This is a genomic window from Sodalis sp. dw_96 (assembly GCF_018449575.1).
Taxonomy (GTDB): Bacteria; Pseudomonadota; Gammaproteobacteria; order Enterobacterales; family Enterobacteriaceae; genus Acerihabitans.
The window spans coordinates 64,112-80,876 of sequence record NZ_JAAVUT010000023.1 but is presented as its reverse complement, the minus strand read 5'-3'; the positions used below and the strand labels follow the sequence as shown (position 1 = coordinate 80,876).

Genomic DNA, 16,765 nt, shown 5'->3' with positions numbered 1-16,765 from the left:
GAGTAGGACAACCGGCTTTGCCGGTTGAACGAAGCCGCAGGCGACGGCCCGTAGCGCCTTGACGGGCGCTGTCCCTCTGGATCGTGGAGGTCAAGGGGCGACTTGGAGGTGAAAGTCCTCTGCACACCCGGCAAGGGGAAGTGCTGGCTGAACGGCAAAAGGGTGCCCATCGCGAGGCGGGATCTCAAGGAAGCCGAAGGCAAAATGCTGGCCTAACGAACAGGAAGCGACTTAGGCGTGACGGCGCGGTAAGGTGGCGCATATCGTCAAAGCCCGATACTTGCACGGAACGCCGTCACGTAGAGTCGACAGGTATAAGCAGGAAGGTCGCGCGGAGAGTAGAGCAACCAGCAGAGCCGGTTCAATGGGGCCGCCTGCGACAGCCGTAAGGGACCTGCGCAAGCGGGCATCAACTGCGTAAGTGCAGTTACATCAAAGATTTCTTCGTAGCCTCTTTGTCCTTAATTCCATCGGGTATATGAGCCGCATCTTAGGAAGATATTGATTTGGGAAAAGGTACAAAAATAATGAGGACTTAACAAAAGGATCTATTCATTCCATGATTGGTCAGAGTCGTTCTTAGAACTCTCCTCTGTGGCCATGGCAACCCTTCTTTTTTCCATCCGCGTTTTCAACTCTTCCATCAATGTTTGACCTTTGATTTCCGATATATCATTTTGAATGACCGTTGATTTCTTTTGTTGCCCGGAAGTCACCTGTGGGGGTGACTCTGGCTCTACGTTGGTATCAATATTCATTTCAATCAAATTTTCATCATAACCATAATCTATATCATCTTGGATATTAGTTTTTTCTCTGCTTTTCAGGGATTCACTGAGCTTATCAGCTAAGGTCTTTTGTGCTTCTTCAGACATATTTTTTAAAGTGTCGTTTAGCTTAAACTTGTCCTCCTCGGTAAAGGACGAGGTTAATAAGGGTTTGGAATTGTTATTCTCATCTTCGCTACCAATATAGTCGGAATCATAGGCGTTTTCGGCATTGGATTCTTCTGAGCTAGGATTATCATCATCTAATTTAGCATGGGAAGTCTTGTTAGAATCGCCATCTTCATCCATTACAGTTTTATGCACGGAATCATAAGTGTGATCGTCGTTTTCAACGTCGGAGGGCCACTCAGAGGTGTCACCAGTATCAATTGAAACTTCATCCATTACAGTTTCATGCACGGAATCATAAGTGTGATCGTCGTTTTCAACGCCGGAGGACCACTCAGAGGTATCATCAGTATCAATTGAAACTTCATCCGGGGTGGGATTATGGCTATCGTATTTATCAAACTTCAATTTTTTCTCATCAACCTCGTCTTTCTCAAGAATATCGATAGGATCTGCTAATTGTTCCTTTGTAACATTCTCATTTAATGGTAGCGATGAGGAAATGTTTTTTTCGAGCTGGGCGGGAGCATAGCGCTCATTATAGATTGTCATTTGGCTGGGATTAGATGCGTTGCCTTTTTTATCATAAGCAGTGGCTATGATGACAAACTGATTAATGCTCTGGTTGGAAAATTTCGGTAACTGTATTTGGTAATCTATAGGGGAATTTTTTATGATTTTCCCGCCACTGGATATAAAATTAGTAGCATTCCATTGGATATGCTCTATTTCGTATTTTGATGTTACTGATAAAATAACCTGTTTTCTTTCTCCTTCAAAGCCCCTGAATTCAGTTGGAAGTGCGAGTTTGATCTCATCTCTGATTTTATTATCTTTATGCTCAAGGACGATGTTATGGTTTCTATCGACCAAGTCCAAACGTTGCGTTGATAATGTTCTGAATTGAGGCATCATTCTTGAATCAAGCTGCTTTGATAGCGGGACGTTAATTTGATAGTTGAAAGATAAATTCAGTTTATTGTCGGTATTACCGTTGTTCCAACGTGAATGCTCTAATCCAAGGGATACCAACGGGAAAGGGGTATAAGACATGCCTAGCGTAAAAGCCGATGGATTATCGTAAAGTTCATGACGATTTATCGTCGCTACCTGATTGCCAAAGTACTGTTCATATTTAAGTTTTCCTGATAGTTGGGGATAGCTGGGTAAAGCCGCCTCCAAGCGCAGATCATAGCCGTTGGCCACGCGTTCATCAGTTTGGTCGGAATGGGCTGAAGGTTTCCATCCCGAAATTCGGTGATAACTATTAGACGAAAATTTAAAGTAATCCTTCCATAACTCCAATCCGACACTTAATCGCTGATGCTGGTTTCCTGAAATCTGTCTATCATAAAAAGAATTATAACCCAGCATCCATTTGTCGAAGAAGTGACGCTGTCCGACGCCAAAATTGATGATATTTTTCCCTTCGTAGCGACGCGCTCCGACCTGGCTAAAGACTAAATTATTGTTGTCTATATTCAAAGGTAGCAGGAAATCAAAAGAAGCAGTTTTTAGTGATTTAGCTAACAATGGAAAATTAACTGCTGCCGAACCCTGCATATCCTCTGATTCGTGAGAAGATAAACCCTCTGAAGACTGATTATTATGCCTTTGGTGAAGGATTGTTACTTCGTTATCCTCCGCTAATTCCTTGTGGTGTTTTCTTCTAGGATTGGCGTTAGATGTTTTTTGATAAGGATTTGATGAATTTCTATCCTGTGTTAAATTTGTAGCGACTGAGTTTTTATCAAGTTTTTTTTTCTTTTCCGTAGATAAGCAGCCAACCAGCAAAGCGGCCATGCTTATTACAGTGACGTACCATTTGAAAGCGATCATATCTATTCAGTATTATCTTTGTTTAGATTTGGGAAAGTTTGTGTACTAGGTGTTGGAGTAAAAGCTAAAAGTAATGATATGGCTTTAGTTAAAGAGATGCATGGGAATACCTTCAATCAAAAAAGTAGAAGAATTAATTCAATTATAAAATAATTAAACACATTAAAAGATTAAGTAGTAACGTAATTTATTAGCCGATAATGCTCCAGATGAATTATTTTAAGTGGTTATATTTAAATATAAAATTATATCATTGACTGCGCTCATACTTTTTAAAGCGGGAAATAAATAGCATAATATTGCACGATGGGTAAAGTTACTATTCAAAAAAACAATAATAGTAATGCCTGGATCACATTTGTTCGTTTAATTCTGGACGGCTTTTTTATCCTGAAAGTTTTGTCTTTCGATATAGGGGAAAGACTATCAAATTAGGGAATTATATTCCTGCTTATTCGCGTAAGGTAAACGCTTAATTGAAGGGAAGCGGTTTTAAAAGGGGTGAGTCAGGATCTTATGAAGCTGGACCTTCGCATCCAGTGAGGTTACATAGTTGAACGGTATCAAGATCCTATCGGTTATCAACCAACCATTCACTGATAAATGCGGCTATGCTTTCCGGCTGGTTAATATCCAACACCGGCAATGTCATATCCACTTTTACATCCCCGGCCACCGCGATGACGTATTCATCAATCAACGGGCGCCAGTCCTTGCCGGTATCCGAGCGGAACAGGGCGATTTTGGGCACCGGCTCATTTTTAAAGCCTTCCACCAGGATAAGGTCCACTAACCGCGGGTCCATTTGTGCCGCCAGCCATGAAAGGGTTGGCATTTCATTATCCTGATTTTCGGTCATCAGTGCCCAACGAGCGTCACTGGCCACCATGGTTTGCCGTGCGCCCGCTTTACGCAATTCATAGCTGTCTTTCCCAGGGGTGTCCACATCGACCTTGTGGTGGGTATGTTTGATGAGCCCGACCCGAACGCCTACCTGATTGAGCAAAGGGATGAGCTGTTTTAATAATGTGGTTTTACCTGTCCCGCTAAATGCGGTAATCGCCAACAGCGGCGGATGCGATTTTTCCATGATGTTTATCCTCAATGGACGGTTACTGTCGCCAGTCGGTTATATCCCGCGGCGTATTCAGGTTGATAAAGGCGGGGTGCCGAGCCGGAAAAACAACCCTCGCGGCATTAACCTGCATGAAAAACAACATGACCCTGCGCTCTCCTCGGGATAAAAAACTTTCCAACGCGGGGATCAAAGAGCGGTTAACGAGCGCGAAAGCCGGATGATCACGCTCGCCGGAATGGGCGAAAGCGGCATCGGCATTTTGTTTCCCTTCCCATAAACGCGTAACCAAATCAACCGGAAAAACCGGCACATCGCAGGGGACAAATACCACCCATGGGGTGCCGGCGGCTTTTAATCCCGCCAGCATGCCGGCCAACGGACCTTGGAAATCGGGCAGCGTGTCGGTGATAACCGGCAGGCCGCTTTGCCGGTATTGGTCTAGATGGCGATTGGTATTGATAAGCACAGTCGCAACCTGTTTGGCCAGAAGGTCCAAGACGTGGCGGTAAAGAGGACGCTGGTTGAGCAATATCAGCCCCTTATCTTCACCGCCCATACGGCTCGAACGTCCCCCCGCCAGAATGACGCCGGTTATTGATGTGCTTATGATGGCTAACCCCCGCAGAGATCGCTTATTGTTTGGCTGTCTCTTCATAAAGATACCAGCTTTGAAAAAAGTTGCGTTTACCTGTTAGAGGTTTACGTCTTTTATACAGTTAATTTTAATATCAGCGCCACATTGCCGCGTTTTCCCTAAGGAAGGAATCGCTGTTAGCCAAATGCTGTATGCTGGTCGCCCACATATTAAGATACAATGTTTCTAGAGTTACTTAACATTGATGTTTATCCCCCCCGGCGGATCTTGCTACATTATGACCGACAGCATCAGGAGGATTGAATTATGAAATATCATCGCGTTGACGAACTTATCGAGCTTCTTCATCCCGCTTGGAGAAAAGAATCCGATCTCAATCTGCTGGAGTTTTTGCAGAAACTGGCTGACGAGGCCGGTTTCCAGGGCGATTTGACGCAAATCACCGACGATACGTTGATTTATCATCTGAAAATGCGGGACGCGGACAAGGCTGAGATGATTCCCGGTTTGCAGAAGGATTATGAAGAAGACTTTAAAACTGCCATCCTGCGGGCCCGCGGCATAATCAAAGAGTAGATTTTGCTTGCAGAAAGAGGGTCTTCCGGTTGATCTTCCGTGTCCATTACTGGCTTAAAATAGAAACGTTTTATGAACATAACAGCATTTAATTTCAAGACGTTGATGCCGGAATTGATTATGGATGCCCTGGAAAGTGTCGGCTTGCGTATTGATTCCGGTTTAACCGCCCTCAATAGCTACGAAAACCGTGTTTATCAGTTTCTGGATGAAGACAGAAAACGTTACGTGGTGAAATTTTATCGTCCCGAACGCTGGTCCGCCGAGCAAATCCTGGAAGAGCATGAGTTGTCCCTTGGCTTGGACGAAGCGGAAATTCCGGTGGTCCCGCCGATGCGCATCAACGGCTCGACATTGCTAAATCATGAGGGTTTCCGTTTTGCGGTATTCCCAAGCGTCGGCGGTCGGCAATTTGAGCAGGATAACGACGAACAGTTGGAGTGGGTGGGCCGCTTTATCGGCCGGATACATCGTCACAACGGTGAAAAATGCTTCTCTTTCAGACCCACTATTTCGCTGGAAGAATATTTGTATGAACCGCGGCGCGAGCTGGAGCAGAGCACCCTTATCGCAGGCAAACAGAAAGAAGCGTTTTTGCGGGCGGTTGACCTGTTGATTGCCGAAGTGAAGTTATATTGGACTGAAGACTGGCACCCGTTGCGTTTGCACGGCGATTTGCATGCCAGCAATATTTTGTGGCGCGACGGACCGATGTTTGTTGATTTGGATGATGCCCGTAACGGTCCGGCCGTGCAGGACCTTTGGATGCTGCTCAATGGCGATCGTACGGAACAGCAATACCAATTGTCACTTTTACTTGACGCCTATCAGGAGTTCATGGATTTTAATCCGCGAGAATTGGCTTTGATGGAGCCGCTGCGCGCAATGCGCATGATCTATTATTTGGCCTGGATCAGCCGGCGATGGGGCGATCCGGCATTCCCCCATAGTTTCCCCTGGATGGTGGACGCCGGATTTTGGGAGCAACAAACCGTGATCTTTACAGAACAAGTAAAGCTATTACGGGAGCCACCGTTACAGCTTATGCCTTCGTATTAAACTTAGAGAGAACATTTATATGAAAAAAATTTGGTTTGCGTTAATGGGTATTCTAATGGTTTTAGCATTCAGTGTATCCGCTGCGCAATTTACGGAAGGTCAGCAATATGTCCAGCTTGACAAGCCAGTGACCGGCGAACCCCAGGTTTTGGAATTTTTCTCTTTTTATTGTCCGCATTGCTACGAATTCGAACAAACTTACCATATCTCCGCCAGCGTGCGGCAAGCACTGCCGGCCGGCACTAAAATGACCAAATATCATGTTGATTTCCTTGGTCCTTTGGGCAAGGAATTAACCCAGGCCTGGGCTGTGGCCATGGCCTTGGGCGTTGAGGATAAGGTCAGTCCCCTGATGTTTGAAGCCGTACAGAAAACCCAGACCGTTCAGTCACCGGCCGATATTCGCGATGTATTTATCAAAGCAGGCGTGAGTGGTGAGGAATATGATTCCGCTTTAAATAGTTTTGTAGTCAAATCATTAGTGGTACAAGAGGAAAAAGCGGCAGCCGATCTGCAATTGCGTGGGGTACCCGCCATATTTGTTAATGGGAAATATATGGTCAAAAACGACGGCCTGGATACCTCTTCCATGGACATCTATGTTAAACAGTTCGCAGATGTGGTGAAATTTTTGCTGACGCAGCAATAACATAATCACCCGTATTACTAGGCGGTCATGTGAACCGCACCCTGGATGGCAGACAATTGGGCTTCCTTCCGGCGGTGCGGTTTTTTTCTATTGTCGCGCTTGCCTTCAGTAAGTTATTTCCGAAATCGGCCTGTCGAATAATGATTTTTATGTATATTCTTTTCAAGCTTAAGTTTAACAATCAATAAACAGCTTGGGAAAGGTTAAGTTAATATCCACAAACCGGGAATAGCTAGGTAATATAAGCAATTAGCAAATGTAACTCGCTAATTGAATGTTTTTTATGACTTTTTTTATAATCCGTTGCACATCAAAGAATATATAAATCTTTAAAAATCTTTTTACTCACAAAGTTATCCACAGCATGATCACTGGGATCCTGGGGTAGCTTCAGTATTTTTATCGGCCTTATGCTACGCTAACGTTCGTCTCTGGCGGCCAGCTATGGCATGCTATACCCTATGTCTTTCGACCAAAAAGAACGAAATACGCTATGGCCCATATCGCTGACAACCCCTTGATTTTGGTGGACGGCTCCTCCTATCTTTACCGCGCTTATCATGCCTTCCCGCCGTTGACCAATAGTGCGGGCGAACCCACCGGCGCCATGTACGGCGTTTTAAACATGCTGCGCAGCCTGCTGACGCAATATCGTCCCAGTCATGTGGCGGTGGTATTTGATGCTAAAGGCAAAACTTTCCGCGATGAGCTGTTCGAGCATTATAAATCCCACCGACCGCCGATGCCGGACGATCTGCGCAGCCAAATCGAACCTCTGCACAATATGGTTAAAGCTATGGGGCTGCCGTTATTGGCGGTATCCGGCGTCGAGGCGGACGATGTTATCGGCACACTGGCGCTGGAAGCTGAGCGCGCCGGACGCGAAGTCCTGATCAGTACCGGTGACAAGGATATGGCGCAGCTGGTGACGCCGATGATTACCCTGATCAATACCATGTCCAACACCATTCTCGGGCCGGAGGAGGTGCAGGTGAAGTTCGGTGTTCCGCCGGAGCGGATTATCGACTACCTGGCACTGATGGGGGACAGTTCGGATAATATTCCCGGCGTTCCCGGCGTGGGTGAAAAGACCGCCCAGGCGTTATTGCAGGGAATGGGTAGTCTGGACAATATCTATGGCGATTTGAACGGGGTAGGCCAATTGTCGTTCCGTGGCGCGAAAAGCATGGCGCCCAAACTGGAACAAAATAAAGAGCTGGCCTATCTCTCTTATCAATTGGCCACCATCAAGACCGATGTGCCGCTGGATTTGCCTTTCGATCAATTGACGGTTGGCGAACCCGATGCGGCTGTATTGCAACAGCTATTCAAAAAATACGAATTCAAACGCTGGCTGGCTGACGTCCAAGACGGCAAGTGGCTACAGGGACGTAAAACACCGGATGTCGCGCCTAGAACCGCGTTTAATGCCCCGGTGACCCGTGACGCGGATATTCCCTCGGAGCAACTATCCCAGGCCGGTTACCAGGTCATAGAGACCATGGCGAGCCTGGAACAATGGTTGGATAAAATCAAACAAGCCGGCCTGTTTGCCTTCGATACCGAAACCGACAGTCTCGATACGCTGTCGGCTAACCTGGTGGGGCTCTCTTTCGCCACCGCGCCAGGTGATGCGGCTTACCTGCCGGTGGGGCACGATTATCTGGATGCCCCCGACCAGCTGAAACTTGACGAGGTATTGGCCCGGCTTAAACCGCTGCTAGAGGACCCTCATCTGCGCAAAGTCGGTCAAAACCTGAAATTCGATCGCGGCGTGTTAAAACGTTATAACATTGAACTGGCCGGCATCGCTTTTGATACCATGCTGGAGTCCTATGTGCTTAACAGCGTATCGGGGCGTCACGATATGGACAGTCTGGCGGATCGTTACTTGCAGCATACAACGGTGGGGTTCGAGGATATTGCCGGTAAAGGTAAAAACCAGCTAACCTTTAATCAAATCGCGATGGAACAGGCGGCGCCTTATGCAGCGGAGGATGCGGATGTCACCTGGCGGCTGCATGAAAAATTCTGGCCGCAAATCGAGCAGGACAGCGGCCTGAGAAAGGTCTTTGAAGAAATCGAGATGCCGCTGGTGCCGGTGTTGTCCCGCATAGAACGCACCGGCGTGTTGATTGACGAAAACATCCTGGCGGCCCATTCGGTGGAATTGACCAAGCGGCTGGGGGAGCTGGAGAGTGAGGCCCATATCCTGGCGGGAGAGCCCTTTAATCTCTCTTCCACCAAACAGCTGCAGGCGATCCTTTACGACAAGCAAAAGCTGCCTATCCTGAAAAAGACCCCCGGCGGCGCCCCGTCCACCGGTGAAGAGGTGTTGGCGGAGCTGGCGCTGGATTACCCGCTGCCGAAGCTGATTCTGGAACACCGTGGTTTGGCGAAATTAAAATCCACCTACACCGATAAGCTGCCGTTGATGATCAACCCGTTGACAAAACGGGTGCATACCTCGTATCACCAGGCGATTACCGCTACCGGCCGGCTTTCTTCCAGCGATCCCAACCTGCAAAACATTCCGGTGCGTAATGATGAAGGCCGACGTATCCGGCAAGCGTTTATCGCACCGAAGGGATCGGTCATCGTAGCGGCGGACTACTCGCAAATCGAGTTGCGTATTATGGCCCATCTGTCGCGGGATGCGGGCTTGCTGAAGGCGTTCGCGGAAGGCAGGGATATTCATCGGGCTACCGCCGCCGAGGTGTTCGGCCAGTCCCTGGAGAAAGTAACGCAAGAACAGCGGCGCAGCGCCAAAGCGATTAACTTCGGCCTGATCTACGGCATGAGCGCTTTTGGACTGGCGCGTCAGCTTTCGGTGCCCCGCGCCGAAGCGCAGAAATACATGAATCTTTATTTTGAGCGTTACCCCGGCGTGTTGGCCTATATGGAGCGTACCCGCAAGCAAGCCACGGAACAGGGCTATGTTTCCACCCTGGACGGACGCCGTCTCTACTTGCCGGACATTCATTCCCGCAATGGCGCGCGCAAGAAAGGGGCCGAACGGGCGGCGATTAATGCGCCCATGCAAGGCACCGCCGCCGATATCATCAAACGAGCGATGATTTCCATAGATGCCTGGCTGCAAAAAGAGCAGCCGCCGGTGCGTATGATTATGCAGGTGCATGATGAACTGGTTTTTGAAATACAACGGGATATGTCCGAGTCGGCGTCGGCGCAAATCAAGTCTTTAATGGAAGGATGCTACGCCCTGGACGTACCGTTGCAGGTAGATGTGGGTATTGGCGAGAATTGGGATCAAGCTCACTAAGTGGCGAATCAATAAGCTTTTTTTGTAATTAAGCTACACAAAAATGTGATTTGAAGGGTTATAATCGCGTTAGCAATAGCAATTAATGAAATTTAACAACAAAAAATTCTTTTGCCCTGACAAAAAATGATGTAAAGTTAGAGTCGTAGGGTACAGAGGTAAGATGTTCTATCTTTCAGACCTTTTACTTCACGTAATCGGATTTGGCTAAATATTAGCCGCCCCAGTCATTATTGGCTGGGGCGTTTTTTATTGGGCGCAATAAAGCGTCGCCCCAGAGCCGGGCGGCCTAAAATACCCCCCGGTTTGTTGAACCGCTTTGCCGGCATCATTTCGTCACAGCGCGTCCGGCAGGGCTTCATCGGTTGCCGGAGTGATTTCGCCAAACCAGCTGTCCAGCTTTTCAGTCAATTTGTCCACACCGGTCTTTTTCAGCGACGAGAACGCTTCCACCTGGATATCGCCGGTAAACGCCAGGACGTCTTTCCGCACCTGATTAAGCTGCGCTTTGCGTGCCCCGGAAGCCAGTTTATCGGCTTTGGTGAGTAAAATCAGCACCGGGATGGCGACGCTCACCGCCCATTTGATCATCTGCTGGTCCAGATCTTTCAAAGGATGGCGGATATCCATCATCACCACCAATCCTTTCAGGCTGTTCCTTTTTTGCAGATACTCCCCCAAGGCGCGTTGCCAATGGAGCTTCACTTCCTCGGGGACCTCAGCGTAACCGTAACCCGGCAAATCCACCAGACGCCGTTCCGGCTCGATTTCAAACAGGTTGATCAGCTGGGTTCGCCCCGGCGTCTTACTGGTCCTGGCCAAGCCTTTTTGGTTGGTCAGGGTGTTCAGGGCGCTGGATTTACCGGCATTTGAGCGTCCGGCAAAAGCGACTTCTATACCGGCATCGGTCGGCAAATGGCGGATATCCGGCGCGCTCATGACAAAATGGGTCATGTGATAATTAAATAATGTGGCCAAAATTTCCTCTCTATCGGGATGACTTATCATCGTCTAACCGGTGATTATACGGGTAATGGCGTCAGATGCGGTTTTTATCTTGCAGCTATCGGGTTGATTGGCCGGCGTCCATGGGGACTTTTAAACCCTTTTGTACTAAGCTCAGGTTTTTAGCACGTTTATACTGTAGGAGATCCGCTCGTCGCCGGTAACGTGATCTCGTTTTTATAAAAATTAATATATTACAAATCATAAAGTTAATTAATTAACTCTCCCTATACAGACCCTTTGCCCTTGCCGGTCGTCTTGCAGGTTATTCTTAGTCGGTTACATTAGATGACGAGGCAAGGAGCGCCTGAAGATGCCACTTATGAAAGATAATGTTGAATCATGGCGTGGACTAGCTGATAAGCCCTATGCTGTTTCAACACTCTTCTCAGGGAAGTCAGCGGCTCAGGATGGGCGCGTAAAGGAATACACTCTATACCCAAAATGATTCGAGTTGCAGGAAGGCGGCGACGCAGCGAATCCTCAGGAGCTTACTCCTGTAAGTGACTGGGGTGAGCGAGGAAAGCCAACGTACCTGCAACTTGAAGTATGACGGGTATAACTAATCTGCTTCGTATAGCGTAGAATACATCTCTATCACAGCGACGACCCTTAAACACAGGATGTGGACCGTCAGGTTCATCGCCGGGGGATGGTTTTTCTCGCGAAGCACCTTCATGTTATGGTGGCAGAATAACTGCCACCTTTTTTATTTGTTGGGTTTCTGATAGATTCCGCCGCAATTCTATACTTAATTAATTAACGCCAGCAAAGAGCAGACATCATGAAACCAACAACAAAAGGCGGACGGGGTAAACCCGCCGCAGGCAGAAACAGACGAAAGACACGTGAAGAGTTGAATATTGAAGGCCGCACCCGCCAGCGTCAGAAAAAACGCCGCGGCCTGGCCGCCGGTTCCCGCGCCCAGGAAGGTAACAAGAGTGGCGGACGCTCCGCCGCGGCGGCAAATATCGATCCCCGTATCGGCAGCAAAAAACCGGTGCCGTTAATCGCCGCCGGCGCCGTGGCCAAACCGGTGGCGCCCAAGGTCATTATCCCTGCCGAGGTCATCTCGCCCCAAGCTGAATTGGACAGCCTGGAAAACGATACCCGTCTGGACGCCTTGCTGATAAGGCTGGAGCAGGACGAGATTCTGTCCGTCGAGGAACAGGCCTATGTGGATGAGAAACTGGATCGTATTGATCAGCTCATGACGCTGTTGGGCATAGAACTGGACGAAGAAGACGGCGAAGAAGACACCAAAAACGAAGATATGCTGCAATTGTTGAAACGGGGTTTTGAGAAGGACTCCTTTTAGGCTGCTGCATGTTGCTTCTGCTGATTGCCGTGCCGCTGACATGTTATTTGATGTGGTTATTGAGTAAACTATGGCGACTCTCGCGGCGTAAAGACCAGCTACGCTCGGCACGTGCCGTCGCACGGCGGCCGGCTAAGTCCGTCAGGCGACGTCGGCGGAAAATTCGGAAGGAGTAAGCAGCCATGCCAGTGTCAACGATAGTATGGGATTCGGCCCTGATTCAAAAATACAATCAATCGGGACCGCGTTATACCTCCTACCCTACCGCCCTGGAATTCAGCGAGCATTACGACGAACCGGCGTTCAGGCGCGCCCTGGAGCGTTATCCGGATCGCCCGCTGTCGTTATATCTCCATATCCCTTTTTGCCATAAGCTGTGTTATTTCTGCGCCTGCAACAAAATAGTGACCCGCCAGCCGGAAAAGGTCGAAGGTTATCTGACTACTCTGGCACAAGAAATCCGGCAGCGCGCGCCGCTGTTCCGGCATCGTCACGTGACGCAGATGCATTGGGGCGGCGGCACGCCGACGTTCCTTACGCCGGCGCAAATATCCCGCTTAATGGCCCTGCTGCGCGAACAGTTTGATTTTGCCCCCGAGGCTGAACTCTCCATTGAAATCGATCCGCGGGAAATCGCCCTGGATATGATCGATCATCTGCACGGGGAGGGTTTTAACCGCATCAGCATGGGAGTGCAGGATTTTAATAAAGACGTCCAGCGGCTGGTTAACCGGGAGCAGGATGAAGGGTTGATTTTCGCCCTGCTGGCGCGGGCAAAGGCGCTCGGTTTTCTCTCCACCAATATCGATTTAATATACGGTCTGCCGAGCCAGACCCTGGCAAGTTTTCAGCATACCCTGGGCCGGATCATCGAATTGAATCCCCAGCGGTTGAGCATATTCAACTATGCCCATATGCCGGCGCTGTTCGCCGCCCAGAGAAAAATCAAACAGCAGGATTTACCCGGCGCCGCGCAGAAGATGGACATCTTGCAGCATACTATTGCCACTCTTTGCGATGCGGGTTATCAATTTATCGGTATGGACCACTTTGCCCGCCCGGACGATGAATTGGCCGTCGCGCAACGGGCCGGCCTGCTGCACCGCAATTTCCAGGGTTACACCACCCGCGGCGACTGCGAATTGCTCGGCATGGGCGTATCGGCCATTAGCATGATTGGCGACAGTTATGTGCAAAACCATAAAGAAATAAAGCTTTATACCGAAAGCGTTGCCCGGCAGGGCAACGGACTATGGCGCGGCGTGGCCCTCACCACTGACGATTGTTTGCGTCGGGATGTGATAAAAGCGCTAATTTGTCAGTTTTCCATCATTTTTGTTCCACTGGAAAAGCGCTACGGCATCCGTTTCGCCGATTATTTCGCCGAGGATCTGGCACAGCTTGCTCCCCTCGAACGGGACGGGCTGCTGACCATAACCGATCGGGCTATCAATGTGACCCCCAAGGGGCGTTTGCTGATACGCAATATCTGCATGTGTTTTGATGTGTATCTGCGTGACAAACTGCGCCAGCGTCAGTTTTCGCGGGTCATTTGAGGGAGCTCCGTATCAAGGAGTTTGAAATCTGCCCCTGGCGGGGTGGATTTCAAGAAGGGTATTGCTATTTGGCCGGTAAAACCAAGACGGCCGGTTAGCTAAAAAAATTGATCAGCGCGGCGCAGAGTAGTGCGGCCAAGGCTGTCTGAGGTGCATGACCGGCGACGGCGGTCATATCCGCGCCGTGTGTCACCAACGCTATCAACGAATTTAACATGGTCTTCCTCCCGGGTCAGCGACAAGATCATACTGTGTCGGCCCGGGATGTAAAGAGCAAAATAACCGCATTTTTGCCGGTTCCGTCGCTTTTTTAATCATCAGCAAGCGTAATGAAAAGCGCCGGCAGCCGGTTTATTCCATACCCAGTTCTTTAAGTTTACGTGTCAGGGTATTTCTTCCCCAGCCCAGCAATCGCGCCGCTTCTTGTTTATGTCCCTGGGTATGCCGCAACGCGGTGGTCAACAGCGTTCTTTCCATTTCCGGCTGGGCTTCCGACAGCAGGTTTTGATGACCGGAACGCAGCGCGCGATCGGCCCATTGCGCAAGCAGCGTGGCCCAGCTGTCGGGCAGGGATTGAACCGAAGAATCCGGCGTGGTGCTTTCAAACAGCTCCGGCGGCAAATCCTGGATCAAGACTTCCTGGCCGGCGGCCATTACCGTGAGCCAGCGGCAGGTGTTTTCCAGTTGACGCACATTACCCTGCCACGACAGGCGGGTCAGGGCGGTTTCGGTTTCCGGATGCAGTATTTTCGGCTCCACCCCCAGCTCTTTGGCCGCCACCTGCAGGAAATAACGCGCCAGTTTTGGAATATCCTCCCGACGCTCCCGCAGCGGCGGCAGATGCACCCTGATCACGTTGAGCCGATGGAACAGATCCTCGCGGAACTTGCCTTCCTGAACACGTAATTCAAGATTTTGATGTGTGGCGGCAATGATCCTGACATCCACCTTGACCGGTGCATAACCCCCCACCCGATAAAATTGGCCGTCCGCCAGCACCCGCAGCAAGCGGGTCTGAACATCCAGCGGCATATCGCCGATTTCATCCAGAAACAGGGTGCCGCCGTCCGCCTGTTCAAAACGCCCCTGGCGAACCTGATTGGCGCCGGTAAATGCGCCTTTTTCATGTCCGAACAGTTCCGACTCGATCAAATCCTTCGGAATGGCGGCCATATTCAACGCGATAAACGAGGATTTGGCGCGCGGACTGTGACGATGAAGGGCATGGGCCACCAGCTCTTTACCCGTGCCGGACTCGCCGTTGATCAGTACGCTGATGGAGGAGCGGGACAGGCGGCCGATTATGCGGAAAACGTCCTGCATGGCCGGCGCCTCACCGATGATATCGGTGGTGGGGCCATTGGCCGGCTGCACGCGCGCCGGTTGCTGCTGTTCGAGATAATGACTGACCGCGCGTTCCACCAGGGCGACGGCTTCATCGATATCAAAAGGTTTCGGCAGGTAATCGAACGCGCCCTGCTGGTAAGCGCTGACCGCGGCATCCAAATCGGAATGGGCGGTCATGATGATCACCGGCAGCATGGGGTGGCGCTGCTTGATCTGTTTGAGTAACGCCAGACCGTCCATACCGGGCATCCTGATATCCGATAACAACACGTCCGGGGTTTGGGTTGATAGCGCATCCAGCACTTCGCTACCGCCTTCAAAGGTGGCGCAGGTTAACCCGGCTCCAGTGAGGGCGCGTTCAAGCACCCAGCGGATGGAGCTATCGTCGTCGACGATCCAGACTATCCCTCGTTGCATAGTGACCTCACTGGCGAATAGGCAGGTAAACCGAAAATTCGGTATGGCCCGGCCAACTGTTAAATTCAATTTTTCCCGAATTCTGATCGACAAGGCTGCGGGCGATGGATAACCCCAGGCCTGTCCCTCCCTCGCGGCCGCTGACCATCGGGTAGAATAGCGTATCCTGCAATTGCGCAGGTACGCCGGGGCCGTCATCCTCAATATCGATACGGGCAGCCAATCGATAGCGCACGCCGTGCAGCGTAAGCTGGAAAGCCGTCCGGGTCCTGATGGTTATGGTTCCGCCGTCTTCACCCAATGCCTGTAGCGAATTACGGGTGATATTTAGTAACACCTGCTCCATCTGGTCGGGATCATGGGCCAATTCAGGCAAACTGGGATCATAATCCCGTAATAGGATTACATTGTCCGGCTTTTCCAGTGAGACCAGTTGAAAGACCCGTTCCGCCACCTGATGAATACTTTGCGTCACATGCATACCGGGCTGTTGCGGTCCAAGCAGGCGGTCTACCAGGTTACGCAAACGATCCGCCTGTTCGATGATAACCTTGGTATATTCCAGCAGAGAGGGATCGGGCAGCGCCTTTGACAGCAACTGCGCCGCGCCGCGTAATCCGCCGAGGGGATTTTTGATTTCATGGGCCAGCCCGCGTACCAGATCCCGCGCCGCCACCTGCTGGGCGTGCTGGATTTGTTCCTGGCTCAGACGTCGCTGGTTATCCATCGGCGCCAGTTCCATCAGGAAATAATCTTCCGGCAGGCGTTGCACGGTGAGTGAAAGGATATGCGCCCGTCCGTCAACCACCAGGGTGACTTCATTATCGGTGAATCCCTGGCCGGCATTAAGGCTTTCGCGCATCAATTCGATGTTCAGGGAAAAATAACCCAGTAATTCAGGCAACGGCGTGCCGAAAAGCTTACGGGAACTTTGCGCCAGCAGCTGTTGCGCCGCCGGATTGGCGTAATGAACGGCAAGATCGTTATCCAGTAGCAATATACTGTTAATTAACGAATTTAGGATCTGCCCAGCATCGGGCAATGAGCCTGTAGCCATAAAGCAGTCTCCCGCACTATTCTAGTGCATTTTAGTCCATTAGATAATTTTGCGCATGGCTACGCGCAAGGTTTGCTGGAGAAAAAAGCC

Annotated in this window: 13 protein-coding genes; 6 read left to right on the top strand and 7 right to left on the bottom strand. The window is 50.1% G+C overall.

Features of this window, described 5'->3' with window-relative positions; genetic code table 11:
- Window positions 1-548: 548 nt before the first annotated feature.
- The 3 genes from HB631_RS23125 to mobA form a co-directional block, all read right to left on the bottom strand.
- Window positions 549-2,699, bottom strand: a complete 2,151-nt coding sequence (locus tag HB631_RS23125) for an inverse autotransporter beta domain-containing protein (RefSeq protein WP_213993531.1) — start codon at window positions 2,697-2,699, stop codon at window positions 549-551.
- Between the two features lie 607 nt (window positions 2,700-3,306).
- On the bottom strand, window positions 3,307-3,825 hold the full coding sequence (gene mobB, locus HB631_RS23120) for a molybdopterin-guanine dinucleotide biosynthesis protein MobB (protein ID WP_213993530.1): 519 nt from the start codon (window positions 3,823-3,825) through the stop codon (window positions 3,307-3,309).
- A 22-nt stretch (window positions 3,826-3,847) separates the two neighbouring features.
- Complete coding sequence (gene mobA, locus HB631_RS23115) at window positions 3,848-4,420, bottom strand: molybdenum cofactor guanylyltransferase MobA (RefSeq protein ID WP_213993535.1); 573 nt, start codon at window positions 4,418-4,420, stop codon at window positions 3,848-3,850.
- Between the two features lie 294 nt (window positions 4,421-4,714).
- Between mobA and HB631_RS23110 the strand changes: the two genes are divergently transcribed.
- The 4 genes from HB631_RS23110 (at window position 4,715) to polA (ending at window position 9,975) form a co-directional block, all read left to right on the top strand.
- Window positions 4,715-4,984, top strand: a complete 270-nt coding sequence (locus tag HB631_RS23110) for a YihD family protein (RefSeq protein ID WP_213993529.1) — start codon at window positions 4,715-4,717, stop codon at window positions 4,982-4,984.
- Between the two features lie 72 nt (window positions 4,985-5,056).
- On the top strand, window positions 5,057-6,043 hold the full coding sequence (locus HB631_RS23105) for a serine/threonine protein kinase (protein WP_213993528.1): 987 nt from the start codon (window positions 5,057-5,059) through the stop codon (window positions 6,041-6,043).
- A gap of 19 nt (window positions 6,044-6,062) precedes the next feature.
- A complete protein-coding gene (gene dsbA / locus HB631_RS23100; RefSeq protein ID WP_213993527.1) occupies window positions 6,063-6,692 on the top strand; it encodes a thiol:disulfide interchange protein DsbA in 630 nt (209 codons plus the stop codon).
- Between the two features lie 493 nt (window positions 6,693-7,185).
- On the top strand, window positions 7,186-9,975 hold the full coding sequence (polA, locus tag HB631_RS23095; RefSeq protein ID WP_213993526.1) for a DNA polymerase I: 2,790 nt from the start codon (window positions 7,186-7,188) through the stop codon (window positions 9,973-9,975).
- 336 nt (window positions 9,976-10,311) lie between these two features.
- Here the strand turns inward: polA and yihA are convergent, their stop codons facing one another.
- Entirely contained in the window at window positions 10,312-10,983 is a 672-nt protein-coding gene (gene yihA / locus HB631_RS23090; protein WP_213993525.1) for a ribosome biogenesis GTP-binding protein YihA/YsxC, read from the bottom strand.
- Between the two features lie 778 nt (window positions 10,984-11,761).
- On the opposite strand from yihA, the gene yihI reads away from it, so the two are divergent.
- Entirely contained in the window at window positions 11,762-12,298 is a 537-nt protein-coding gene (gene yihI / locus HB631_RS23085) for a Der GTPase-activating protein YihI (RefSeq protein ID WP_345945731.1), read from the top strand.
- 182 nt (window positions 12,299-12,480) lie between these two features.
- On the top strand, window positions 12,481-13,854 hold the full coding sequence (hemN, locus tag HB631_RS23080; RefSeq protein ID WP_213993523.1) for an oxygen-independent coproporphyrinogen III oxidase: 1,374 nt from the start codon (window positions 12,481-12,483) through the stop codon (window positions 13,852-13,854).
- Between the two features lie 94 nt (window positions 13,855-13,948).
- On the opposite strand, the gene HB631_RS23075 is transcribed toward hemN, so the two are convergent.
- From HB631_RS23075 to glnL, 3 genes are all read right to left on the bottom strand, one after another.
- Entirely contained in the window at window positions 13,949-14,071 is a 123-nt protein-coding gene (locus HB631_RS23075; protein WP_213993522.1) for a YshB family small membrane protein, read from the bottom strand.
- A gap of 134 nt (window positions 14,072-14,205) precedes the next feature.
- Entirely contained in the window at window positions 14,206-15,618 is a 1,413-nt protein-coding gene (glnG, locus tag HB631_RS23070) for a nitrogen regulation protein NR(I) (RefSeq protein WP_213993521.1), read from the bottom strand.
- A 7-nt stretch (window positions 15,619-15,625) separates the two neighbouring features.
- Window positions 15,626-16,675, bottom strand: coding sequence for a nitrogen regulation protein NR(II) (gene glnL / locus HB631_RS23065; protein WP_213993520.1), 1,050 nt, complete (start codon window positions 16,673-16,675; stop codon window positions 15,626-15,628).
- Window positions 16,676-16,765: the final 90 nt, after the last annotated feature.

What these genes read in the sequence shown, in the direction of transcription:
- HB631_RS23105 (WP_213993528.1), top strand. Translation starts at nt 5,057, where the DNA reads ATGAACATAACAGCATTTAATTTCAAGACGTTGATGCCGGAATTGATT.
- HB631_RS23125 (WP_213993531.1), bottom strand. Translation starts at nt 2,699, where the DNA reads ATGGCCGCTTTGCTGGTTGGCTGCTTATCTACGGAAAAGAAAAAAAAA.
- dsbA (WP_213993527.1), top strand. Translation starts at nt 6,063, where the DNA reads ATGAAAAAAATTTGGTTTGCGTTAATGGGTATTCTAATGGTTTTAGCA.
- glnL (WP_213993520.1), bottom strand. Translation starts at nt 16,675, where the DNA reads ATGGCTACAGGCTCATTGCCCGATGCTGGGCAGATCCTAAATTCGTTA.
- HB631_RS23075 (WP_213993522.1), bottom strand. Translation starts at nt 14,071, where the DNA reads ATGTTAAATTCGTTGATAGCGTTGGTGACACACGGCGCGGATATGACC.
- yihA (WP_213993525.1), bottom strand. Translation starts at nt 10,983, where the DNA reads ATGATAAGTCATCCCGATAGAGAGGAAATTTTGGCCACATTATTTAAT.
- mobB (WP_213993530.1), bottom strand. Translation starts at nt 3,825, where the DNA reads ATGGAAAAATCGCATCCGCCGCTGTTGGCGATTACCGCATTTAGCGGG.
- glnG (WP_213993521.1), bottom strand. Translation starts at nt 15,618, where the DNA reads ATGCAACGAGGGATAGTCTGGATCGTCGACGACGATAGCTCCATCCGC.
- hemN (WP_213993523.1), top strand. Translation starts at nt 12,481, where the DNA reads ATGCCAGTGTCAACGATAGTATGGGATTCGGCCCTGATTCAAAAATAC.
- polA (WP_213993526.1), top strand. Translation starts at nt 7,186, where the DNA reads ATGGCCCATATCGCTGACAACCCCTTGATTTTGGTGGACGGCTCCTCC.
- HB631_RS23110 (WP_213993529.1), top strand. Translation starts at nt 4,715, where the DNA reads ATGAAATATCATCGCGTTGACGAACTTATCGAGCTTCTTCATCCCGCT.